At 54.3% G+C, this 22,464-nt stretch carries 18 protein-coding genes; 11 read left to right on the forward strand and 7 right to left on the reverse strand.

From position 1 onward, the window contains the following. The first annotated feature begins 395 nt into the window (after positions 1-395). Positions 396-2,093: an alpha-amylase family glycosyl hydrolase gene (locus M1D70_RS03095; RefSeq protein WP_009593333.1), complete on the forward strand. Its 1,698-nt coding sequence runs from the start codon at positions 396-398 to the stop codon at positions 2,091-2,093. Positions 2,094-2,203: 110 nt separating this feature from the next. Here M1D70_RS03095 and M1D70_RS03100 read toward each other — a convergent pair whose 3' ends face one another. Then, positions 2,204-4,468 carry an ATP-binding cassette domain-containing protein gene (locus tag M1D70_RS03100; protein ID WP_456289104.1) on the reverse strand — a complete coding sequence of 755 codons (2,265 nt, stop codon included), beginning with the start codon at positions 4,466-4,468 and terminating at the stop codon, positions 2,204-2,206. 103 nt (positions 4,469-4,571) lie between these two features. Here M1D70_RS03100 and M1D70_RS03105 point away from each other — a divergent pair, with 103 nt between their 5' ends. The 6 genes from M1D70_RS03105 to M1D70_RS03130 all read left to right on the forward strand — a co-directional run bounded on the left by M1D70_RS03105 (position 4,572) and on the right by M1D70_RS03130 (position 10,716). Then, on the forward strand, positions 4,572-5,516 hold the full coding sequence (locus tag M1D70_RS03105) for a helix-turn-helix transcriptional regulator (protein ID WP_456289105.1): 945 nt from the start codon (positions 4,572-4,574) through the stop codon (positions 5,514-5,516). Positions 5,517-5,771: 255 nt separating this feature from the next. Continuing rightward, on the forward strand, positions 5,772-6,446 hold the full coding sequence (locus tag M1D70_RS03110; protein ID WP_456289106.1) for a response regulator transcription factor: 675 nt from the start codon (positions 5,772-5,774) through the stop codon (positions 6,444-6,446). Beyond that, positions 6,443-7,831: a sensor histidine kinase gene (locus M1D70_RS03115; RefSeq protein WP_456289107.1), complete on the forward strand. Its 1,389-nt coding sequence runs from the start codon at positions 6,443-6,445 to the stop codon at positions 7,829-7,831. Before M1D70_RS03110 ends, M1D70_RS03115 begins: the two co-directional genes overlap by 4 nt. Before the next feature lie 515 nt (positions 7,832-8,346). Beyond that, the gene (locus M1D70_RS03120; protein WP_433942049.1) at positions 8,347-9,267 is read left to right on the forward strand and encodes an ATP-binding cassette domain-containing protein; all 921 of its coding nucleotides are present in this window, start codon (positions 8,347-8,349) and stop codon (positions 9,265-9,267) included. Next, positions 9,264-9,980, forward strand: coding sequence for an ABC transporter permease (locus M1D70_RS03125; protein ID WP_012818810.1), 717 nt, complete (start codon positions 9,264-9,266; stop codon positions 9,978-9,980). The genes M1D70_RS03120 and M1D70_RS03125 overlap by 4 nt, the downstream gene beginning before the upstream one ends. Before the next feature lies 1 nt (position 9,981). Further along, positions 9,982-10,716 (forward strand): ABC transporter permease, encoded by a 735-nt coding sequence (locus M1D70_RS03130; RefSeq protein ID WP_009591339.1) that lies wholly within the window; start codon positions 9,982-9,984, stop codon positions 10,714-10,716. A gap of 117 nt (positions 10,717-10,833) precedes the next feature. Here the strand turns inward: M1D70_RS03130 and M1D70_RS03135 are convergent, their stop codons facing one another. From M1D70_RS03135 to M1D70_RS03155, 5 genes are all read right to left on the reverse strand, one after another. Continuing rightward, positions 10,834-11,673, reverse strand: coding sequence for a Gfo/Idh/MocA family protein (locus tag M1D70_RS03135; protein ID WP_009591338.1), 840 nt, complete (start codon positions 11,671-11,673; stop codon positions 10,834-10,836). A gap of 33 nt (positions 11,674-11,706) precedes the next feature. Then, positions 11,707-12,789 (reverse strand): Gfo/Idh/MocA family protein, encoded by a 1,083-nt coding sequence (locus M1D70_RS03140; protein WP_009591335.1) that lies wholly within the window; start codon positions 12,787-12,789, stop codon positions 11,707-11,709. A gap of 150 nt (positions 12,790-12,939) precedes the next feature. Next, positions 12,940-13,887 (reverse strand): AraC family transcriptional regulator, encoded by a 948-nt coding sequence (locus M1D70_RS03145; protein ID WP_009591343.1) that lies wholly within the window; start codon positions 13,885-13,887, stop codon positions 12,940-12,942. 285 nt (positions 13,888-14,172) lie between these two features. Next, positions 14,173-14,757: a TetR/AcrR family transcriptional regulator gene (locus M1D70_RS03150; RefSeq protein WP_009591341.1), complete on the reverse strand. Its 585-nt coding sequence runs from the start codon at positions 14,755-14,757 to the stop codon at positions 14,173-14,175. A 7-nt stretch (positions 14,758-14,764) separates the two neighbouring features. Next, on the reverse strand, positions 14,765-15,514 hold the full coding sequence (locus M1D70_RS03155; protein ID WP_456289108.1) for an alpha/beta fold hydrolase: 750 nt from the start codon (positions 15,512-15,514) through the stop codon (positions 14,765-14,767). 221 nt (positions 15,515-15,735) lie between these two features. On the opposite strand from M1D70_RS03155, the gene M1D70_RS03160 reads away from it, so the two are divergent. From M1D70_RS03160 to M1D70_RS03170, 3 genes are all read left to right on the forward strand, one after another. Next, on the forward strand, positions 15,736-17,715 hold the full coding sequence (locus tag M1D70_RS03160; RefSeq protein ID WP_456289109.1) for a peptidase U32 family protein: 1,980 nt from the start codon (positions 15,736-15,738) through the stop codon (positions 17,713-17,715). A 109-nt stretch (positions 17,716-17,824) separates the two neighbouring features. Beyond that, positions 17,825-19,123 carry an aspartate aminotransferase family protein gene (locus M1D70_RS03165; protein WP_009595952.1) on the forward strand — a complete coding sequence of 433 codons (1,299 nt, stop codon included), beginning with the start codon at positions 17,825-17,827 and terminating at the stop codon, positions 19,121-19,123. A 21-nt stretch (positions 19,124-19,144) separates the two neighbouring features. Beyond that, on the forward strand, positions 19,145-20,020 hold the full coding sequence (locus tag M1D70_RS03170) for a UbiA-like polyprenyltransferase (protein WP_456289110.1): 876 nt from the start codon (positions 19,145-19,147) through the stop codon (positions 20,018-20,020). 65 nt (positions 20,021-20,085) lie between these two features. On the opposite strand, the gene M1D70_RS03175 is transcribed toward M1D70_RS03170, so the two are convergent. Continuing rightward, positions 20,086-21,834, reverse strand: a complete 1,749-nt coding sequence (locus M1D70_RS03175) for an alpha-glycosidase (RefSeq protein ID WP_456289111.1) — start codon at positions 21,832-21,834, stop codon at positions 20,086-20,088. Between the two features lie 345 nt (positions 21,835-22,179). Between M1D70_RS03175 and M1D70_RS03180 the strand changes: the two genes are divergently transcribed. Continuing rightward, complete coding sequence (locus tag M1D70_RS03180; protein ID WP_009595948.1) at positions 22,180-22,440, forward strand: metal-sensitive transcriptional regulator; 261 nt, start codon at positions 22,180-22,182, stop codon at positions 22,438-22,440. The last annotated feature ends 24 nt before the right edge of the window (positions 22,441-22,464 follow it).

Raw genomic sequence — 22,464 nt, forward strand, 5'->3', positions numbered from 1 at the left:
TTAACGTTAATCGATAGGCTTGTAAATACGTATCCAAGTCAGTCCAACGCAATTATTTCACAAATGCATCAAAAAAGAAGCAAGGATTAGAAAACGGAAGAAAGGCCGGTATTATGGCCCGAAAAAACCGGAAAACAACTTAAAACGGCATTGTGCAAACGATTTAACAAAACGAAAGTGTGGGTTATGATAGAGTGGGATCAAAAACAGGCCGTTATCAACCGGCGAAGATGGAATTAAAGCCAGACCCTATTATGTAACCGTTTTATTGGAAATCTCTGGTGCTTTTTAATTCAAACGTTTGCGCTTTCTGATTATACATGAAAATACTGTACAGTACATAAGCGGAATGACTCGATGAATATCAGCTGCGTAAGCGAAGAGGGGGAAACAGCGTGATACGGAATACATGGGGAAGACGCAGGGCTCTGCCGATATGGCTTATGGCTTTTGCGCTTACGGGAAGCCTGCTTGCAGGCTGCAGCGGCACCGCGGTTACGCCTGAAGAGGAAGCGAAGCCGCCGGCGGCTTCGGAATCGAAACAGCCGGATACGAAAGCGCCTGCGCCAGAAGGGAAAACGGAGGTGGATGAGCAGCCTTCCGACGTCTATTATGAAATTTTCGTGCGTTCATTCTATGATTCCGATGGGGATGGGATCGGTGACTTGCAAGGGGTCATTGAGAAGCTGGATTATTTGAATGACGGAAATCCGGAATCCTCGGAGGATCTTGGCGTGACGGGGATTTGGCTGATGCCGATCCATCCTTCGCCGAGCTATCACGGCTATGATGTGACCGACTACCGTTCCATTCACCCGGATTACGGGACGCTGGATGACTTTAAGACGCTGCTTGCCGAAGCGGATAAGCGCGGGATCAAGATCATTATGGATCTGGTGGTCAATCACACAAGCACGGAGCATGCTTGGTTTCAGCAGGCTGCGAAAGACAAGGCCTCGGGCACCCGGGATTGGTACATCTGGGCCGAGGATCAAGGGAAAACGCCTTCCGGATCCAGCGCGGCGGGAAGCGGCTCCCCTTGGCATGAGATGAACGGGGCGCATTACATGGGCACGTTCTGGGGCGGAATGCCGGATCTGAACTTCGATAATCCCAAGGTCCGCGAGGAGATGAAGGATATCGGGAAGTTCTGGCTGGAGCTGGGCGTCGACGGCTTCCGGATCGATGCAGCCAAGCATATTTACGAGGATCTGATGTCCGATAAGGGAGAGGCGACCACGGCCAAGAATACGGCTTGGTGGCAGGAATTCCGCGCCGGCATGAATGAAGTGAACCCGGAGGCTTATATCGTCGGGGAGATTTGGGATAATTCCGCTGCGGTCATCGCGCCGTATTTGGAGAATGCATTTGATTCCGGATTCAATTTCGGCTTGGGCGAGAGCATCCTCGGTGCCGCCATGAACGAGAAGGATAACAACCTGGCCTTCACCCTGGAGCGGACATATGGCTTGTTCAGCCAGGTATCGGACGGCAAGTTTACGGATGCTACCTTCCTGACGAATCATGACATGAACCGTGTCATGTCCCAGCTGAAGGATGACGTAAACCACGCCAAGATGGCTGCCGGCATTCTGCTGACGATGCCGGGCCATCCGTTTATCTATTACGGCGAAGAGATCGGGATGAAGGGAGCGAAGCCGGACGAGCAAATCCGGGAGCCGATGATCTGGTCCAATACGGGCAGAGATAAGGGACAGACGACCTGGGAGCCGCTTACGCATAACCGCGGCGATCAGGTGCAAGGCGTAGAGCAGCAGACCGGAGACGAGAATTCCCTGCTGTCCCGCTATCGCACGCTGATCCGGTGGCGGAATGAGATGCCTGCCCTGAACAGCGGCACGATTGAATCTTATGCGTCAGGGAACCAGCAAGTGATGGCTTATATCCGCCGGACAAACGAGAGCGGGGCCTTAGTGGTTCATAACCTGTCAGGCGCGGAGCAGATCGTGGACCTAGCATCGAAGAACGGATCTGCGGATTTCCGGTCATTGGCGAGAACCACCGACGACAGCGCGGCATTGGATGGCAGCAGTTTAACGCTGCCGCCGTATACGACCGTTATTTTGGAATAGGCTGCGATCCTGCCTTATACAGCAAAACACAACAAGACCCCGAGCCCCTGGAAGGAGGCGTGCTCGGGGTCTTGTTTGACATCCGCTATAGCCCTAAAGCTACTTGAGGACTAAGCACGAAACTGCCGCAAATAATTGGCCGTCACGGAACGCGGGCTCTCCAGCAGCTCGGCCGGTTTGCCGCAGAACAGGATGTTCCCGCCGTCTTGTCCCGCGCCGGGTCCCATGTCGATAATCCAATCCGCCTGGCTGATGATATCCAGGTTATGCTCGATCACAATGACCGTGCTGTCCTGTGCGACAAGCCGGTTGATGATGGACATCAGCCGCTCGCAATCGGACAGATGGAGTCCGGTCGAGGGCTCGTCGAGCACGTAAATCTCACCTGAATGATCGAGCTCGGCCGCCAGTTTCACCCGCTGCCGCTCTCCTCCCGACAGCGTGCTTAAGGGCTGACCGAGCGTCAAGTAACCCAGTCCGACCTGCTGAATGCGCAGAAGCGCGGCCAGGATGCCGGGCTCCGTGAAAAAATCCAGCGCTTCATCGGCCGTCATGGCGAGCACGTCGCTGATGCTGCTGCCTCGAAGGTGATATTGCAGGACGTCATCATGAAAGCGGCGACCCTGGCAAGCCTCGCAAACGCTAACCAGGCTGTCCATGAAGGCTAAATCCATCGTGATCGTGCCGGAGCCGTTACATTCCGGACAGGCTCCCTTGGCATTAAAGCTGAAAAGGGAAGGGCTCACCCGATTCTCCCCGGCGAATAACTTGCGGATATCGTCAAATATGCCGGTAAACGTCGCGAGATTGGAACGGTTGGACGCCTGAATCATGTCCTGATTGATAATGACGGCCTCCGGATAAACGCCAGGCAGCACCTGGTTGATGAGCGTGCTTTTGCCTGACCCCGCGACGCCTGTTACCGCCGTCAGCACCCCGGTCGGAATGCTCACGGACACCTGCTTCAGGTTGTGAAGGGTGGCGTCCCTAATATGCAGCCATCCGGTCGGCTCGCGGACCTCGGACTTTAACCGGGCGCGCTGGCGGAGGCATTTTCCCGTCAGGGTATCGGCGTGCCGCAAACCCTCCCAATTCCCCTCATATACGATGGTGCCGCCGGCTAGTCCGGCTCGCGGTCCCATATCTATGATATGGTCTGCAATCCGGATGACGTCCAGGTCGTGCTCCACGATGATGACCGTATTTCCCTTGTCCCGAAGCTGAAGCAGCAGGCGGTTCATGTTATGCACATCGTGAGGATGGAGGCCGATGCTGGGCTCGTCAAAAATATACGTTAGATCCGTCAAGCTGCTCCCCAGCTGGCGCACCATTTTGATGCGCTGGGATTCGCCGCCGGACAGGGTTGCGGTTTCCCGGTCCATCGTAAGGTAACCGATCCCGACCAGAAGCAGCTGCTGCAGCCGGGTTATGCAGGTGTCCACGATGGTTGCCGCCGCGGGATCCTCGATGCTTTCCAAAAAAACGATCAGCTCATTGACCTGCATCCGAGCGCAGTCGGCGATGGAGGTTCCGTTGATTTTGCAGGAGAGCGCCTCCTGATTCAGTCTTCCGCCATGGCATAACGGGCAGGCCGTTTCGGTCACCACCTGCTCGATGGCTTCCCTATACGCCCTCGAGTCCCGCGAATCCTTGCTCAGAAAGGTCCGCTCGATTCGCGGGATAATGCCTTCGTAATACGAGGTAGGGGGCCATTCCTTGGTCGGGTTCGGCGGTTTAAAGCCGGTTTTGTACAGCAGCGTGTCCCATTCCTCCTCGCTGTAATCCTTCAGTTTCTTATCGTTGTCAAACAGGCCCGTGGCCACATAACGCTTCCAGCGCACTTCCCCCGGGTGGAATGTCGGAAACCGGATGGGTCCCTCATTCAGCGATTTCTCCTTGTCGATCAAGCTTTCGATCCGAAAGGTGTTCACTTTGCCCAGTCCTTCGCAATGAGGGCACATGCCTTGCGGGTTGTTAAAGGAAAACACGTCCGAATATCCGACGAAGGGCCGGCCGATCCGGGAGAATAACAAGCGCAGCAGGGAATGGATATCGGTGATGGTTCCCACGGTTGAACGGGCGTTGCCGCCGATTCTTTTCTGATTGACCACAATGGCGACCGACAGGTTCTCAACCGAATCGACTTCAGGCTGTCCGTAATGAGGAAGCCGATGGCGGATAAAGCTCGAATAGGTTTCGTTCAGCTGGCGCTGGGATTCTGCCGCAATCGTATCGAAGACCATGGCGGATTTGCCGGAACCGGACACGCCGGTGAACACCGTGATTTGTTTTTTGGGAATGGTCAGGCTTATGTTGCGCAGGTTTTTGTTTCGTGCGCCGGTGACCTTGATGGACTGTTCTAAGCTTTGGTTCATCAGGGGAACTCCTCTCTTGTGTTGTTTTTGACCTTGTCACGGCAATAGCATATCTTATAAACATGACAATTATTGTCTAGTTATAACGCGTGAGGAGGACATTATGTCAAAAGCCAAGCAGCTCATGGATGTCATGATGTATGTCAATGCCAAGAGGATCTTTACGGCTCAGGAAGTGGCCGATGAGTTCGGCGTTTCCGTTCGCACGGCTCACCGGTATCTGACCGAAATCAGCGATATGGGCGTACCCTTATATACCGAGCAGGGACGGCACGGGGGATACCGTACCTTGAAGACTCGCGTTCTCCCGCCGATCCTGTTCGATGAAGACGAGGTGTTTGCCATATTTTTTGCCTTTCAGGCCTTGAAGCGTTATACCTCGTTACCGTTCGAGCTCAATATCGACTCCGCCTCCCGTAAGCTGCTGGCCGGATTTCCGGAGGACACCAAGATGATGATCGACCGCCTGGAATCGGTGCTGACGTTCTGGAGCCCAAGCAGGACCGCGGGGTCCCCTTACCTGAAAGACGTCATTGAAGCCGCGCTTCACCGACGGGCTGTACGGATCAGATATCGATCCAAATCGGGTACCGGCGACCGGGAAGTGCTGCCTCTCGGCGTTTATGCCCAGGATGGTTTATGGTATATGCCTGCGCTGGAGAACGGGAAGGGAGAAGTGCGTGTATTCCGCATGGACCGGATGGAAACCCTGACTCTGACTGACAGCACCTATGAGCCGGACATTCGCATGCAGGAATGGCTCGACGCGTATCCCGTACGGGAGCCGGTTCGATTATATGCCGAGCTGACCAGGGAAGGGGCAAGGCAGTGCGAAAGCATTCCTTGGCTGGAGAACGAGGTGGTCATGCAGGATGAGCACCGCGGCATCGTGGATACGATCGTCGATCGGAATGATCTTGAATATGTGACCCAGGTTTTTCTGCGTCTGGGGCTGGAGGCGAAGGTGATCGAACCGCCGGAGATCGTTGACAGTCTGAGGGAGAAGGCAAGGCTGCTGAGCTTGCATTACGGAGAGTCGGAGGGATAGACTTGCCTGGGCGGCAGTCTGACCGGAGGACGGATGGCATGATATGAAGGTGAGGCAGGCTTCGTGAAGGCCCAGTGAGGGAGCACGGCAGGTTAGCAAATCGGATGCATGAACATCGGGGATCCCATGTTACAATGACAAAAGATGAATTACGGTATACATAAAAGCTTAGAAGAGCCTTTATTTGACACAAAAGGTTATGAAATAGCCTCCTCTGGGGAGATACGAAGGTTCGTACGGAAAGGAAGTTTTACCATGAGCGCATGCATTCTATATATTGAGGATGATCGGGAGATCGGCGGATGGGTCAGCGAATTCCTCAGGGACAAGGGATACGAGGTACGGTGGCTGCTGAGCGGAGAACAGGCCGTACAGGAAGCAGCTCCGTGTGCGGTCGTTGTTCTGGACGTCATGCTTCCGGGGCTGGACGGCTTTACGGTCGGGCAGCGTCTCAAAAAGGCCTATCCCGGACTGCCCATCCTGATGCTGTCGGCTCGAACCTCTATTGACGATAAGCTGCAGGGGCTTGAGTTCGCCGACGATTACCTGACAAAGCCTTTTCATCCGGACGAGCTGGCTGCCCGTCTCGAGGTGCTTCTGCGGCGGTCTGTCGTGAAATCCGCGGAGCCCATCCGAGTGAAGCACTTATCGGTATATGAAGACGAGAATCGGATCGTGAACGAGGATACCGGCGAGGAGACGCTGCTGACCGGCAAACAGCATCAAATCTTTATGTATCTGCTCCAGCACCAGGGGCGTGTCATGACCAAGGAGCAAATATACGAGTCGGTCTGGGGAGAATCATATATCGAAGGGGACAAAACGCTGATGGTCCACATCCGGTATCTCCGGGAGAAGCTCGAGCGGGACCCCGCCAACCCGGAGATTATTGAGACCGTTCGCGGGCTTGGCTACCGGGTGAGCGCATGAGATGGAAAAGGAAGAAGGGAAGGTTCCGCAATTCGCTGACCAATCGGTATTTGCTGCTGATTTTGATGGCTATGATCTTCATGCCGATCATGTTTCCGTTAGCGTCGATTTTTTACTGGTTCGTGAACGATACTTTCTCGGATCGGCCGCCGGCCCCTGCCGGGAAATATACCAGCGGTGCCGCGTTAGAGAGAATGTGGCACGAGGAAGCTGCCGGATTAAGCGGAGCTTCGCCGGAGGCCATTGAGCAGAAGCTGAATTCGATACGGCAGGAGTATCCGGAGATCTCCATGTTCTGGGTGGATGGCGGCAATAAGACCAGGCTGCAGCTGCCGGTGCAGCCTAACCTGCCCGAGGTATGGAGCGCGCCCTATACCGTGCAATTTATGAAAAACTCCCTGGATAGCGATCCGTTCACCTCCGTGGCTTTTATCGGAGGAGAGGGATCGGGAGAAGGCTTCATGGTCATGCAGCTGCCGAGAAAATATCTTAATGTCCAGCAGCCCATTGCGAGCGAAACGGCGCTGTACGGGCTGTTCACGGCTTCGATGTCCGGCCTGTTCATTCTGGTCTCCTGGCTGTTCTTCGTGCGCATCCGCAAGCGGCTGCTGCGGCTTCGTTCGGCCATGACGTCGTCCCATGCGTCGACGGGCATACCGCAGCCGGTTACGTTAACCAAGTATGACGAGATTGGACAGCTGGAAGAGGGTTATAACGATATGGTTATCCAGTTGGAAGAGGGACAGCGCCGCCAGCGCGAGGAAGAAGAGCTGCGCAAATCCCTGATCGCCAATCTGTCCCATGATCTCAGAACCCCGCTGACGGTGATTCGAAGCCATATTTTCTCCATGGAACGGGAGCCGCTGAGCCCGAAGGGAAAAGAATCGCTGTCGCTCATCGAATCGAAAATCGCGGATTTGGGCGGCCTGATCGACAACCTGCTGTCCTACAACTTGCTCACCAGCGGCAGAGTGCAGCTGAACATGGAATCTGCAGACGTGCTGCGAATCGTCAAGGAAAGCGCCGCTGCCTGGTATCCGGTATGGGAGAAGGCGGGAATCGAGCCTGACATCCAGGTGCGAGACGTGCCGCTCCACTGGAACGTAGACGTGCTGTGGTTCCGGAGGCTCCTCGATAATCTGTTCCAAAATGTCGCTCGCCACGCCCGATCCGGGCAGTACATCGGCATTCATACCGAGGAGAGGGAAGGACTTGAGGGCGTCCTTGTCATTTCGGACCATGGGCCGGGGATCGCAAGCGATTCCGGCAACAAAGGCACGGGCATCGGCCTGGCCATCGTGGACCACCTGACAAGGGAGATGGGGCTGGAAAGCCATGTGGAAAGCTCGGATGAGGGAACGAGGATCCGCATCTGGAAGCGTTGAGCAATCAAGCGCCGGGCTATCAAGCATTTTATCCGGATGGTGAGGGCTAGGTCGAATATATAAAAAGAGGAGCCGGCTCGATTATCGGTTCCTCTTTTTTTAGCTGCCAATAACAGAAAAAGACGCCCTGTCAGGCGTCTTCGTACCATTGCTTTTCGCTCGAGATTCACGAGCTCGTCAGTGAACTGGGTTCATAAGCAAGGCAGGCTACAGCTGTTAGACTGAGAGAGAGATCCATTCTGAAATCCAATTGAACAAGAACATTCATATTCATCGTTAACCACACTCCAATCATAATGCTTAGTCGATTCATGTGAGAGAAGAGTGATCGGCATGCCATCATCAGCGTCAGGTAGCCCCCCTGTACGGACGCAATAAGCGTTTCGGCAAAGATATTATATCATATTCGGACACTTGCTAAAACGGTGGATAGCCATCCAGCTTTTTTAAAGAAAATTTAAACTTGGGGCCGACCGGCATTTAACCTTGGACATGTAGGATGTATACCTGAGGTGATGAACGTGACGGAACTCGTCATTCAAACAAAAGGCTTATATAAAATATACAAAAAGCGCGCAGCGGTCGTGGATTTGAATCTGGAGATCGCCCGCGGCGACATTTACGGCTTCCTCGGCCCGAACGGTGCCGGGAAAACGACGACCATTCGCATGCTGCTCGGACTCATTCAACCGACGCGTGGCGCGATTCATTTGTTCGGCAAGGATTTAAAGAGCGAAAAAATGGACATTTTGCGCCGGACCGGATCGCTTGTGGAATACCCATCCTATTACGGCCACTTGACGGCCGTAGAGAATCTGGAAGCGATCCGCCGGATTACCGGCGGCCCGAAATCCCGCATCGCGGAAGTGCTGGAGATCGTCTCCTTGACGAAGGAGGCCAAGCGCCCGGTCAAGGGATACTCGCTAGGGATGAAGCAGCGTCTTGGCATCGCGGCCGCCCTGCTGAACAATCCGGAGCTGCTCATTCTGGATGAGCCGACCAACGGCCTGGATCCGTCCGGGATACATGAAATCCGGGAGCTGATCAAGAATATGCCGCGCCAATACGGCATTACCGTGCTGGTATCCAGTCACCTGCTGGGCGAGGTCGAGCAGATGGCGGACAAAGTCGGCATTATTCGCGAAGGAAGGATGGTGTTCCAGGATACGATCGACAATCTGGTATCCACGGCGTCCAGCGGTTTCCGCTTATCGGTATCCGAGCCTGAGGCAGCGCTTGGACTAGCCCTAGACTTAGGCTGCGAAGGCGTCCTGCGGAACCAGATGCTGGAGCTGGAGAGCATGCAGGATGCCAAAATCGCGCAACTCGTGAAGCGCCTGGTAGAGAACCAGCATGCGGTATACCGGGTGGAAGAGCAGCGGAGGTCGCTGGAGGATATCTTCATGCAGATCGTAGGGGAGGGAAGCCGGGTATGATGTTCCGTGCGCTTTCCGCCGATTGGCTGAAAATCCGAGGCAAGGGCATCTGGTTTCTCGCTGCGCTCGGTCCCGTCGGGCTGGCAGCGATGCAAGGGCTGAACTTCGGACTTCGATACGATTACCTGATGAAATCCTACGCGGCGGATCCTTGGGGCGGACTGCTGGAGAACGTGCTCTTCTTTGTGCCGATTGCCCTGTTCCTCGGGATCACGCTGGTCTGCTCGCTGATGGCCAACGTGGAGCATCAGCTGAGCTCGTGGAAGCAGCTGCTGGCATTGCCTATCTCCAGAACGGCGGTATTCAGTGCCAAGTTCGTGCAGGCTTTCCTGATTCTCTGCGTATCCTGTCTCCTTCTGTCGATCAGTACCGCCGTCCTCGGCATCGTACTGGGGATGGGGGCAGATCAAATGCCGTATGTCGATCTGCTGCGCATTGGGTTTGTGCAGTTATTCGCGGCGCTTCCCATGCTGGCCTTTCAACTGTGGATGTCTTTGACGCTTAAGAACCAGGGGATCGCGGTCGGGATCGGGATTACCGCCTCGGTCGTGTCGATGTTCGCCCTGCAGTTTCCTGATTGGATGCCGCTAAAATGGCCGCTGCTGGCTTACATGGGGCCGGGAGAAGCACGCGTCATCGGAGCGGGTTTGCTGCTGGGCGCGGTGATCGCATGCGCTGGCCTGATTCATTTTAACCGAAAGGATGTGGACTAAGATGGCATCCTATCTAAGAGCGGTATCCGCAGAGTGGCTTAAGCTGTCGAAATCGAAGCTGTGGCCGCAAATCTTCCTGTGCGCGGTCCTGGTCATGCTGCTCGGCATATTAAACGGAAAGCCTGAGGAGCTGGCGCCATGGGAATATCTGATCAGCATTATGATCATTCTGCATGCCATGCTGCTGCTTCCGATTCTGACGGGGATATTCAGTGCCATGGTATGCCGGTATGAGCATTCGGGCGGGGGATGGAAGCAGCTGCTCGTCCTGCCGGTTTCACGCGGCGCCGTCTATTTTGCGAAATTCTCGGTGGTCGCCATGCTGCTGGCCGTCGTGCAGTTACTGTTCATGGGCGCCGTGCTGGGAGCCGGGTTGATCCACAAGGTGGATGCTCCGATTCCGTGGGAAATGCTGCTGCGTTGCCTGCTTGGCGGTTGGGTTGCCTGCTTGCCGCTTGCCGCGCTGCAGCTTGGGGTTTCAACGGCCTGGAGCAGCTTTGCCGCTCCGCTGGCATTAAACGTCGTATTTACCATACCGAACATGCTGGTAGCCAACTCGCAGACGTATGCTCCTTACTATCCGTGGACGCAGCCGTTTCTTGCGATGATGCCGGCAGGTCAAGCCGATTTCGGCGCATTCAACCTGCCGTTCGAAAGCCTCATGACCGTCGTGGTGGGAGGGTTTCTACTGTTCTTTCTCGCGGGCTTCGTCTATTTTCAGCGGAAAGAAGTGTAACTCTTCAGAACTGGATTTCAAAGCTTGGTTTTATGAAAAAGAGCTGCCCCGGGCCCTTACGGCCTATTGGAGCAGCTCTTTTTATATATTCCTATGTGTAACGAACCCTTCCTTTTGCTATTGAGGCAAATCCACCCACACATAAGGGGTGTCAGCGGCCTTCAATCCATACTCGATAACCGTGATGACGGCGACCGTTTCTGCCGGGTTGACGGCAGGCTCGCCCGTTTCGAAGAAATTCACCAGATTCTCGATGAACAAGGCAAAGAAATTCGAATTCGCGGTGACTTGCTTGAAGCCCCCGTCGCCATTCTTTATCCCCAAGGTAAAGGGACAATTATCCCCAAGATGATTCACGGTGGCTTGTCGCCCGTCTCCGAATTCGATCAGCAGGGCAGGGGAGTCAGGCGTTCCGATATACATCACCCGTTTCGGGCTGGTCCCCATCAGGCTGACGATCGGCTCGATTTGATGGATCGAATAATTGGCGAAGGCGCCCGGTCCCCAGCTGCTGATCGTTTGTATATCGCTTCGGTCCAGCTCGTGGTATTCGCTGGCAAAACGCAGGGCGGACGTCGAAAACATCGGCGTTCCGTGCTTTGCCGCCAGGTCGAACAGGCGGATGGCCGTTTCGCGGTCAGGCGCGAACGTTTTATCGATATAGGTCGGCTTGCCGGACTGCAGCGGCAGCTGGGACAGCTCCTCATGGAATTCCGGATTGTCCGGGGACAGCACGATCAGGTAATCGCTGCGCTCCACCACCTCTTCGATCGTGGGCAGCAGCTCAATTCCAAACTCCTTGCTCCAGGCGGCGTTCGTGAGCCCGTTCTCTTTGTCTCTCTTGCCGTAGGCGTACATGACCTTCATGGCATGTTCCGATGCCTGCTCAATCCACCCGGGATATTTGTTCGCGTGGAACTGGTCCAAATGCAGGTCGATGAATCCGATTTTTTTCATGGTAAAGGGCCTCCCTGGCGTTCGAACTATAGGTTATAGGCTGTTCTGGGCAACGGGCTGCAGCGAAACCTCCGCGCCTTGGTCGGACGAGTCGTAAATCGCCTGGATGATCTGGGAGGAGAGGATGACCGTATCGATATGCGAAGGCTGTTTCTCCCCGGTTTGAATGCAGCGGATGAACCCGTCGATCTCATTCTGGAACATGCTGCCGAGATTGAATTTCGGCGTGGTTTCGATCAATGCGCCGTCCTCCGTGGTGTAGAAGGTGAAGTCCGCGCCGTATTTCAGCCGGATGCCGCCTTTATCGCCGAGGAAGTCGATGAACATTTCTTCGGCGCCGATATTTTGCGCCCATGCGCCGTTCAGGGAAATGGTCGGACCTTCCGTGCGGACGAGGGCCGTGACAAAATCGTCGACGTCATACGTGCCGTCGTATTTCGGCGGACCTGCCCACATTTTGAGGAAGGTGTAATTCTCCATGTCTTTGCCCAGCTTGCAATAAGCCTGACCGGAGACGGTCTTCGGCTTCGGATCGCCCGTACAGTACATCACGACATCGAGGAAGTGAACGCCCCAATCGATCAGCGCGCCGCCGCCGGCAATGGCTTTGGTCGTGAAGGCGCCGCCGAGACCCGGGATCGAACGGTGGGAACGGAAGCTGGCATATACGTGATACAGCTCGCCAAGATCGCCGTTTTGGATCATTTTTCTGATTCTGTTTACGCTTTCATTGTATCGGTTGACCACCCCGATATTGAGCGTTTTGCCCGTTTCGTGCTGAACCTTCTGCATCTCCAGCGCTTCCGCGTAGGTGCGGGCTGCCGGTTTTTCGCATAATACATGCTTACCTGCCCGCAAGCAATCGATGGCGATGGAAGCATGGACGTCATTCGGCGTACAGATCGATACCGCGTCGACCTCAGGGTCGTTCAGGATTTGGTTGTAATCTTCGATGGCTTGGCCGCATTCGTATTTGGCGACGGCGGCATCGGCCCGGTCCTTCAAGATATCGCAGAAATATTTGATCTCGGCATCTTCGTTGGCCATGTAGGCGGGGATATGGGCACTGTTCGCAATCGTGCCGCAGCCAATCACGGCAATTGTAATTTTGTTCATCGGTTCTCCTCCAAAATCGTGGATTGATGATGCAGTGATGACATGAGCCTGTCGCTGTATTCTTCGTTATTGCTTGCCCCGAGTATAGCATGTGAGCGATCGCTTCGATTTCACTATCGTGTTTATTTATTGGATTATCGTACCGAGGCGCTAGTCCACGGTTTTAAAAGCGTTCTTCTTATAGTAAGCGGGGGTCGTGCCCGTGTATTTCTTGAAAATGCGGCAGAAGTAGGGAAGCTCGTTAAACCCTACCTTGAAGCACACGTCGGTTACCGTCAGCTCGGGCTCCGTCAGCAGCCGCATCGCCATTCGTATCCGGTAGTTGGCCAAGTACTGGCTGAAGGTCCAGCCTGTCACTTCCTTGAAACGTCGGCAAAAGCTCGTCCGCGACATCATCGTCCGCGCGCAGAGATCCTCCAGCCACAGGGGCTGATCGAAGTGGTCGTGGATATATTGAACGGATTCCAATATGGGCTCCCGATACGGGGCGCTGCCCGCGGTTACCGATATATGCTTGCCTTGCTCGGCATGCTCGCGGTTCACGATCGCCAGCAGCTTCAGCAGATTGGCCTTCAGCAGAATATCGAAGAATGGGCCCCGGCCTCCGAACTCGTTCAGCATTTCGGTCAGGAGTTCCTTTACGGCGAGGTCGCTGCCGCCGGTCAAGGTGATTTTGAGCGGGACGCGGTCTTCGGTCGTGACAAAAGGCTTGATGAAGGAAAGGTCGAACAGCTGCGGCTCGTCCGGCATTCCCTCCAATCGTTCGTTAATGAAGGCCGGCATGAATTCGCACCCGAGCACCTCGAGCTCTTTCCCGGGAATCATCTCCACGCGATGGACGCTATAAGGAGGGAGCACGAATATATTGCCCTGGACCATCCGGTATTTTTGGCCATAGAGCGTATGGATGAATTCGCCTTTGCTGACATACCAGATTTGAAGATAGTCATGCATATGATCGGATAAACTCCCGAACTTTTCGGTAATGCGGTACATTTTGCAGGGCAGGCCATTCGCCATCTCCAGCTCCGACGTAAAGTAGGCGATTCCTCTTCGGGTGCATTCGGCGATATCCGGTTCCAGCCAGTGAATAGCCATCGTTTCTTTCCTCCTCACGTACGTTTCGATCCTGTTATTCATAGCATAACTGATTAAGGACATGAAGGAAGAGAAAAAGTTGAAAAAAGTGAGCTGTTTATGCGCATTCCGTCCATGATTGATGGCATGAGGAGTCCCAGGGTAAGAGTACGGCAAGAGGAACGTTAGATAGTACGAAGAAAGTGGAGGCATTATTTATAAATATCCAACAGTATGCATGGAGAGCGTGCAGCGTAAAGAGCCGAGGTATCCTGAAACACAGGATTAACCTCGGCTCTTTTTGCCTTACGGGCAAAACTCCTTCAGCATCTGCTCCTTCACTTCTTCAATGGGGAAGTGCAGGGGATAGGTGGATATCATCAGCATGATGCCCTGAAGGGTAGAAGAAAAGTACAAGGAGCGCTTGCGCGGCTCGGGTACTCCGAGACTTTCGAATATGCGGCATTGTATCTCAAATTGCCGTGCAGCCTCTTCCACAAGACGCTTGCTGTAGGGAAACAGCTCTTGATCCGCTTCGGGCTGTGTTTGAAGATGCAAGTAAAAACGGAATACTTCCGGCTGCTGATAGACGTTGTCGATGGCTTGCTCCAAAATATATTTCAGCTGATCCGCAGGTGCTTGGAGTGAAGCGGAATTCTCCATGACTTCGGCAACGCTTGCGATTCGCTCCTCGACCATAGCGGCAAGCAGTCCTTCCTTGCCTGAAAAATAATTATAGAGCAGCCCTTTGGATGTGCCGGCTTTCTTGGCTACATCGCTAATGGAAGTGGCATGGTACCCCTGATGGATAAACAAATCCATGGCGGTTTCCAAAATCTTCTCTTTTGCCATCTGGCGTATGCGTTCGTTCTCGCTGGGTGAGCGTGGCATGAAATCTTCATTCCTTTACGAATGGGGTGATATGAAGGGATAACTCCTCCGGATGCGTTAGCGTGACCATGTGATCCGCTCCGGCGATGGTGGCAAATCGAATGCTCGGAACCCTTCGAAATTGTTCTCCTACCTGCTGGTTATCGGTCAGTTCATGATCTCCTATGATGAACAGCGTTCTGGCCGAGATATCCTGTAATCGGTCCATCGCCGGCGGCTCCGGCCAAACCGAGTCAAAGGTGGACCAGGTAAATGACCGCTCGAAATGATGGCGAAGCATTTGGACCATCAGCTCCCGCTCGGCGCGGTTCCTTGTAATTTCATAAGAAGGCGGCTCAATGCACAGCTCGATCATTTTCTCGATATCAGGGGCAGCGGCGCTTACCCCGAGCATGTAAGTTTGCATTTCCTCAGAATAAGGAAAACCGGACAGGGCGGGTGCTATGACAATCAGTTCCGATACCCTTTCAGGATAATGGATCGCGAACTCCGTGGCAATCCGGCCGCCCATAGAATGACCGACAATCGCAGCTTGCGAAATATCCAGATGATCAAGAAGAGATAACAAATCTTCAACATAATTCGGCGGCTGCGTGGGAGAGGGAGAGCGTCCGGCTCCGCGACCGTCAAAGGCAATGACGCAAAAATGCTCCGCTAAAAGAGGGACAAGATAACTCCAGTCCCGCAGATCGGCTCCACCGCTGTGAACAAGGACGATGGGCTTACCGTTTCCATGAACTTCATAGTGCAGATCCAATAGAATACCTCCATTCGATTTTCAATGATGTGCAGCGCTTGATGAACATTATTTTATTATTGAATGAACGTTTGGTCAATAAAAAATCGATTCGTATCTTGATTTGCTTTTCGAAGCTGGGATTGCACTGTGAATATTGCTGTGAATTAATTCACTAATCTTATTTGTGAATTATGTTACAATCGAAAAAAATATATTTTTCGGAGTAGGGGGAACGGACTGTGGCTCGTTATTTTAACGGTAAAGAAGTGGAACTGTTGGCTCCAGCCGGAACATTCGAGATATTCAAGACCGTCATTGGCGCAAACTGCGATGCCGTATATTTCGGGGGGCCATCGCTGAACATGCGCATGATGCGCAAGGGATACAACTTAAGTTATGAGGAGGTCCGCGAGGCCGTCCAATTGGCCCATGACCGCGGGAAGCGTGCCTACATTACAGTGAACAACCTGATGAATGAAGAGGACTTGGAGGAAGCGAAGCGCTACTTCGCCTTTCTGAACGAGATCGGCCCGGATGCCATTATCGCGCAGGACCTGGCCGTGTTTCCCCTGATCCAAGAGATGAATTACACGAATATTCCGGTTCACTCCTCGGTCATGATGAACGTGCACAACCTGGAAATGATCGAAGCGGTCAAAGCACTGGGCGTTTCCCGCATCGTGGCTTCCCGCGAAATGGATCTGAAAACGGCAGAGGTGCTGCAGGCCAAGAGCGGGATGGAGTTCGAGTATTTTGTGCACGGCGACATGTGCACGGTTCACGGGGCCAACTGCCTCTACAGCTCGATGCTGTTCGGCAACAGCTCTAACCGCGGGCGCTGCATGAAGCCTTGCCGCTGGGATTACCGGGTGAAGAAGGATGGTTATCTCTATCCGACCGAGTATCCGCTCGCGGCGAAGGATATGTACATGTACGAGAGCATTCCTGAGCTGATCAAGTCCGGCATCACCAGCTTCAAAATTGAAGGACGCATGAGAGACACCGAGTTTTTGCTGATGGTCGTGAATTCGTACGGAGACGCCATCGATCGTTATATTGCGGATCCGCTGGGCTACAATCGCGAGGCGGGGGCGGATACGCTGCATAAACATCGCAAGCGCGATTTTACGACGGCTTATGCCTTCGGCAAGCCGGGACTGGGCTTCATTAATCGCCGCTATGAGGGAACAGGCAAGTTTTACAGTACGGGGAAGGTGTTCAGTACGCCTACCGCCGAACGCGAGACGAAGGAGGAACGGGTGCTCCAGGTGAAGGAATCGCTTCGCCATGCGAAGCGGGAACGGCAGGGCACGTCGATTCCGCAAATTACGGTGCATGTCAACACGGTGGAGCAGGCCCGTGCGGCATTAGAAGAAGGAGCAGGCGTCATTTACCTGACGGGGGACGTATTCCAGCCGGATCGTCCGTTTGGCCGCGAAGACATCGAAGCCTTGACGGCGGATAAAGGGGACGCGGAGATTGTCCTTGGCATGCCCCGCATGATGAATGAGCTTCAGATGGAACAGTACCATCAGTTTCTCAGCGCAGGCAAGGAGTTTAACCATTATGGTCTGGACGGCCTGCTTGCGACCAACATCGGTGCCATGCACAAGTTTCAATCCATCGGGCTGCCGCTGATCGCCGATTTCAGCCTGAACATCTACAACCATATGGCGGCTTCGTTTTATCAGGACCATTTTGGCATATCCCGAATCAATCCGTCCCTTGAGCTTCAGCTCCATGATTTGACGAAACTGCTGCGCCATCCGGAGGTTCCCCTTGAGATCATCGTTCACGGATCGCCAATCGTCATGTATCTGGAGCATGATTTATACGCCAATGCCGCAGAGTTCGAGCCCATAGCGGAAGAGGACAACCGTTTCGTGGATAACCGCCATCTCGTGCTGCTTACGGATAAAGGGGAGAACCCCGTTTACCGGGACGCCGCAGGGCGCAACCACCTGGCGCTGGCGAAGGAGCTGTGCTACATGCCGATCCTGAAGGAGCTGTATGAAGCCGGCGTCCATCATTTCCGCATCGAAGGAAAAACGTATACGACCGAGCAGCTTCGCAGCCTGGTGCGGTTATATCGTCAAGCTGCGCTGAACCTGGATGCATGCGGCAGGCTGTATCAAAGCATGGCACCGGTATACGCCGGGTTCACGCTCGGTTCGCTCCAATTCGGCCATTCCCTGGAACTTGAGCTGACGGAAGCATGAGATCCCTTAGAGACGGGGCAGGAAGATGATCCGATGCGAGGCACCGTTTTCCTCAGTCTCTATCACGGAACATGGAAAAACGGAAATAATCGAAAGAGGGGGAGCATCCATGAAACATGAAGGCCATACTCATATCGGTCCGGAAGCCGTCGCTGCCAAGCGCCGGCGGTACGGCTATCCTTGCACGGCGCATTTCTACAGCGAACCGCCCCAGATCGTCGGCGGCAAGATGCATACGCTTTACGGCCATGACGGCAAAGCTTATGTCGACTTTTTCACGGGCGTGTCGGTCGTTGCCTGCGGCCATTGCAATGAAGCCATTACGGCTAGAACGATCGAACAGCTGCAGACGCTGCAGCATACGTCAACCATTTACCTTACCCAGCCGATGGTGGACCTGGCGGAGCGGTTGGCGAACGGCGTTTTGCCCGGCAACTTAAAGCGAACGTTCTTTGTGAACAGCGGCTCCGAGGCGAATGAAGGCGCGCTGCTCGCCGCGCGTCTGCACACGAAACGCCGCAGCTTCCTGGCGCTGGAATACGGCCTTCATGGGCGCACCTTCCTGACCATGAACGTGACCGGCATCCCGATGTGGCGTGCCGACGATTTCCTGGATGAAGACGTGGCTGCGTTTATTCCGCGACCTTATGATCCTGGCATGGATCAGGATGCCGCTGCCCGCCGCTCCCTGGATGCCTTGGCGAGCGTGCTCGCTGCGAAGGGAGACAGCTTTGCTGCCATGATCGTAGAGCCGATCCAAGGCAACGGGGGAATGATCGCTCCGCCGGATTGGTATTTCCGCGAGCTGAAGGCGATGCTGGAGGAGCACGGAATTCTCCTGATTGCCGACGAAATCCAGACAGGCTGCGGCCGCACCGGACGCATGTTCGCAATCGAGCATTACGGCATCGTGCCCGATATTCTCACCATGGCGAAGGCCTTGGGCAATGGCGTGCCGATCGGCGCGTTCTGCACGACGGATGAGATCGCCGCCAGTCTGAATCGTCCCTCCGCCTCGACCTTTGGCGGCAATCCGGTATCATCCGCTACGGCGCTTGCCGTATTGGATTACATCGAGCAGGAAGGCTTGGTCGAACGTTCTCTGCGCATTGGCGGGCGGCTCATCGAAGGCTTGAGGGAGCTGCAGGGCCGGTACGAGCTTATCGCCGATGTCCGAGGCAAAGGGTTTATGGCCGGAGCCGAAATCCGGGGTGCGACCGACGAGGAGAGCGCAGCATGGACGGATATCATTCTGGAGCGCATGAAGGATGAAGGCTTTATTATCGGCAAAAATGGGGTGGGCCGAAACGTGCTGGCCTTTCAGCCGGCCATGATCATCCCGGAGGAAGAGATCGAGGCGATGCTCCGTGCCTTGGATAAGGTGCTGGCAGGGTTGTCCCAAACATAAAACGAATGAGGTTGGATCCGGATGCAGATGATGTATAAAGTCGTTCATAAGACCAAAATGTTCGGAGAACTGGTGATGTTCTCCCACACGCTGTTCTCGCTGCCCTTTGCGATCATCTCCATGGTCTGGGCCGCCGGCGGCGTGCCGTCATGGCATGTCATGCTGTGGTCGTTGATTGCGCTGGTGGCCGCCCGCAACGGGGCCAATGCCTTCAATCGCGTAATCGATTTGAAGTTCGACGCGGCCAACCCGAGAACGGCGGACCGCCATATGCCAAGAAAGCTTCTGCTGCCTCGCGAGGTGTACGTATTTGTGGTCGTTAACTTTGCCATCTTTATTCTCGCGGCAGGCATGCTGAACCCGCTATGCTTGGGGCTATCACCGGCGGCGATCGTGCTGATCTGCACGTACTCGTACACCAAGCGCTTCACCTGGCTGTGCCATCTCTATCTGGGCTTCACGATCGCTTCGGCTCCGATCGGGGCATGGTTTGCCGTAACGGGGCAATTCGCTTTCATTCCGTTCATCATCGGTACCGTCGTCATGCTATGGATTGCAGGCTTTGATATCATCTACGCCACGCAGGATATCGAATTCGATCGCAGGACCGGCTTGTGGAGCATTCCCCGGGCGTTTGGATTAGAAGGCGGGCTGCTTATTTCCAGAGTGCTGCACGGGATTATGGTCATGCTGCTGCTTTCCCTTTACTTTATCCAAGGTTTGGGCTGGCTCTATTTGACGGGAATTGCCGTCTCGGTGCTGCTGCTGGCCGTGGAGCATCGCATGATCAAGCCTTCCAGCCGCAGGCGGATGCAGCTTGCCTCCTACAATCTGAATCAGGTGATTAGTCTGACGATTTTGCTGTTTACTTCGGCGGATCAGTTTTTGCTCGGATAAAAAAACTCCCTTCGACTGCCGGCCCGCATACTCGGGCTATATGGCATTCAAAGGGAGTTTCGTGTTTATTGCCCGGCTTTCAAGATCGCAAAGCCGTAAGCAGGCAGCTTCACGGTCAGCTGGCCTTGCTTCGCGCTGAGGCCTTCGCCGTTCCACAGGTTCGTCCACTGGCGGTCCAGCACAGGGATTGTCATTGTGTTGCCCGCTTTGTCGTTGTTGACGGCAATAAGGATCGTTTCATTGTCGTCCTCGCGCAGGTAAGCGATTTTGCCCCCGTTCTTCTCGGCCTTCAAAAATTTGAAGGTTCCCGTGCGAAGAGCGGAATGCTCTTTGCGGAGCTTAATGAGCGTTTGGTAGAAATGGAAGAGGTCTTTGTCGTGTTTCGACTCGTCCCATTCCATGCATTTGCGGCAGCCCGGATCGTGCCCGCCGTCCATGCCGATTTCGTCGCCGTAATAGATGCAAGGCGTGCCGAAGTACGTGAATTGGAACATGGCGGCCAGCTTCATCAGGCGTTTGTCGCCGTTCGCCTGCGTTAACAGTCTTGCGGTGTCATGGCTGTCCAGCAGGTTGAACATCACTTCGCTGGCCTGTCTTGGATAGCCGGCAAGCTGCTTGCCGAGCATGAACGAGAACTTCTCGGCATCGGCGGTACGGTTGATGAAGAAATCCAGTACGGCATTGGTGAACGGGTAGTTCATGACGGCGTCGAACTGGTCGCCTTCCAGCCAGATGGAGGATTCATGCCACACTTCGCCAAGGATGTAAGCATCCGGGTTGGCTTTTTTTACGACTTGACGGAATTCGCGCCAGAAGCTGTGTCCCACCTCGTTGGCCACATCCAGGCGCCAGCCGTCGATGCCCGTTTCCTTGATCCAGTACTCCGCAGCCTTAAGCAGATAAGCCCGGACTTCCGGATTCTCCGTATTCAGCTTCGGCATCAGCGGCTCGAACGCAAACGTATCGTAAGTCGGAATGCCGTCCACTACTTCCAGCGGCAAGGAGCGAACGTAGAACCAATCCTTGTATTTGGAGTTCAAACCGTTCTTCTGAACGTCGACGAACGGAGCAAACGTTCTGCCGGAATGATTGAAGACCGCATCCAGCAGAACGCGGATTCCGCGCGCATGGCACAGATCGACGAGTTTCTTCAGCGTGTCCTTGTCGCCGAACTGCGGATCGATTTCCATATAGTCTTCGGTATCGTATTTATGGTTTGTCGTTGCCGTGAACAGCGGCGTGAAATAAATCGCGTTGACGCCGAGCTCGCTTAAATGGTCGAGATGGTCGATAACCCCTTGCAGGTCACCGCCGAAGAAGTTCTTCGGCGTCGGTTCGGCACTGCCCCAAGGCAAAGCGCCTTCCGGGTCATTGCTCGTATCCCCGTTCGCGAAGCGTTCCGGGAAGATTTGATAGAAAATCGCGTCTTTGACCCACGCTGGCGGATGGAAAACGTCATCCGGATTGATGAACGGGTATTCGAACAGGCGGTCCGGATTGGCCGGCGGCTCCGTCAGGAAATCATATTCGGTCATCCAGCGCTTCTCGTCGCCCTGCTGCAGCAGGAAGCCGTATTTCAAGCGGCGGTATGGAGGAGTTGCCTCACACTCCCAATAGTCGAACATTTCATCCGAGGACAGCTTGGTCATCGGAATGTATTCCATGGTTTGATCCCACAAGTACTTGTCGCCTGCGAGGGCGTACACTTCGGTAATGTCGTTCTTTTTGGTGCGGATTCTGAGATGGATGGTCGTGCCGTTATAAGCGTAGGACCAGTTTTTGCGCGGACGGTGATAGATGGCTTCCAGAAACATCGATAATTCCTCCTTAAATAGTGAAATTAAAAAAAGGCACAGCCAGGACTATGAATAGCCGAGGTTGTACCTTTGTAAGATAACATTGCCTTTAGATTATGAGGTTTGAATCGGGTTGCTTATGAATTCATTAGCTGATTAAAAATATACCACGCGTTCTAAGCGTATTCAAGCCCTAAGTACAAGTGGCTGACCTCTATGCTGCATTTGAAGCCGGAACGACGCAGGTTCTTTAGCTAGATCTTGCCGGGAGGGGCAGTCAAGAGGAAAGAGCCGGCGTTTGTTGTATAATAAAGGCATAAGGACAAGCCTGACAAGCAGATACGTTAGAGGAGGACAATATATATGCAATACGACGATCAGATGAAAAACCGGATCAAGCGGATTGAAGGACAGCTTCGCGGCATTTTGAAGATGATGGAGGAAAACAAGGACTGCAGGGAGGTCATCACGCAATTATCCGCTTCGCGTACGGCAATCGACCGGACCATTGGCGTTGTCGTAAGCTCCAATCTGGTGGACTGCGTGCGCAAGGCCGAAGCGAACGGCGAGGATACGGAGAAGCTTGTGCAGGAAGCCGTTAATTTGCTCGTAAAGAGCAGGTAGGGGATGAAGGACGGGCGTGGCAAA

The sequence above is a fragment of the Paenibacillus sp. AK002 genome, from assembly GCF_053903045.1.

What these genes read in the sequence shown, in the direction of transcription:
- M1D70_RS03115 (WP_456289107.1), top strand. Translation starts at nt 6,443, where the DNA reads ATGAGATGGAAAAGGAAGAAGGGAAGGTTCCGCAATTCGCTGACCAAT.
- M1D70_RS03110 (WP_456289106.1), top strand. Translation starts at nt 5,772, where the DNA reads ATGAGCGCATGCATTCTATATATTGAGGATGATCGGGAGATCGGCGGA.
- M1D70_RS03180 (WP_009595948.1), top strand. Translation starts at nt 22,180, where the DNA reads ATGCAATACGACGATCAGATGAAAAACCGGATCAAGCGGATTGAAGGA.
- M1D70_RS03100 (WP_456289104.1), bottom strand. Translation starts at nt 4,468, where the DNA reads ATGAACCAAAGCTTAGAACAGTCCATCAAGGTCACCGGCGCACGAAAC.
- M1D70_RS03175 (WP_456289111.1), bottom strand. Translation starts at nt 21,834, where the DNA reads ATGTTTCTGGAAGCCATCTATCACCGTCCGCGCAAAAACTGGTCCTAC.
- M1D70_RS03135 (WP_009591338.1), bottom strand. Translation starts at nt 11,673, where the DNA reads ATGAAAAAAATCGGATTCATCGACCTGCATTTGGACCAGTTCCACGCG.
- M1D70_RS03170 (WP_456289110.1), top strand. Translation starts at nt 19,145, where the DNA reads ATGCAGATGATGTATAAAGTCGTTCATAAGACCAAAATGTTCGGAGAA.
- M1D70_RS03150 (WP_009591341.1), bottom strand. Translation starts at nt 14,757, where the DNA reads ATGCCACGCTCACCCAGCGAGAACGAACGCATACGCCAGATGGCAAAA.
- M1D70_RS03165 (WP_009595952.1), top strand. Translation starts at nt 17,825, where the DNA reads ATGAAACATGAAGGCCATACTCATATCGGTCCGGAAGCCGTCGCTGCC.
- M1D70_RS03125 (WP_012818810.1), top strand. Translation starts at nt 9,264, where the DNA reads ATGATGTTCCGTGCGCTTTCCGCCGATTGGCTGAAAATCCGAGGCAAG.
- M1D70_RS03145 (WP_009591343.1), bottom strand. Translation starts at nt 13,887, where the DNA reads ATGGCTATTCACTGGCTGGAACCGGATATCGCCGAATGCACCCGAAGA.
- M1D70_RS03130 (WP_009591339.1), top strand. Translation starts at nt 9,982, where the DNA reads ATGGCATCCTATCTAAGAGCGGTATCCGCAGAGTGGCTTAAGCTGTCG.
- M1D70_RS03120 (WP_433942049.1), top strand. Translation starts at nt 8,347, where the DNA reads ATGAACGTGACGGAACTCGTCATTCAAACAAAAGGCTTATATAAAATA.
- M1D70_RS03140 (WP_009591335.1), bottom strand. Translation starts at nt 12,789, where the DNA reads ATGAACAAAATTACAATTGCCGTGATTGGCTGCGGCACGATTGCGAAC.
- M1D70_RS03105 (WP_456289105.1), top strand. Translation starts at nt 4,572, where the DNA reads ATGTCAAAAGCCAAGCAGCTCATGGATGTCATGATGTATGTCAATGCC.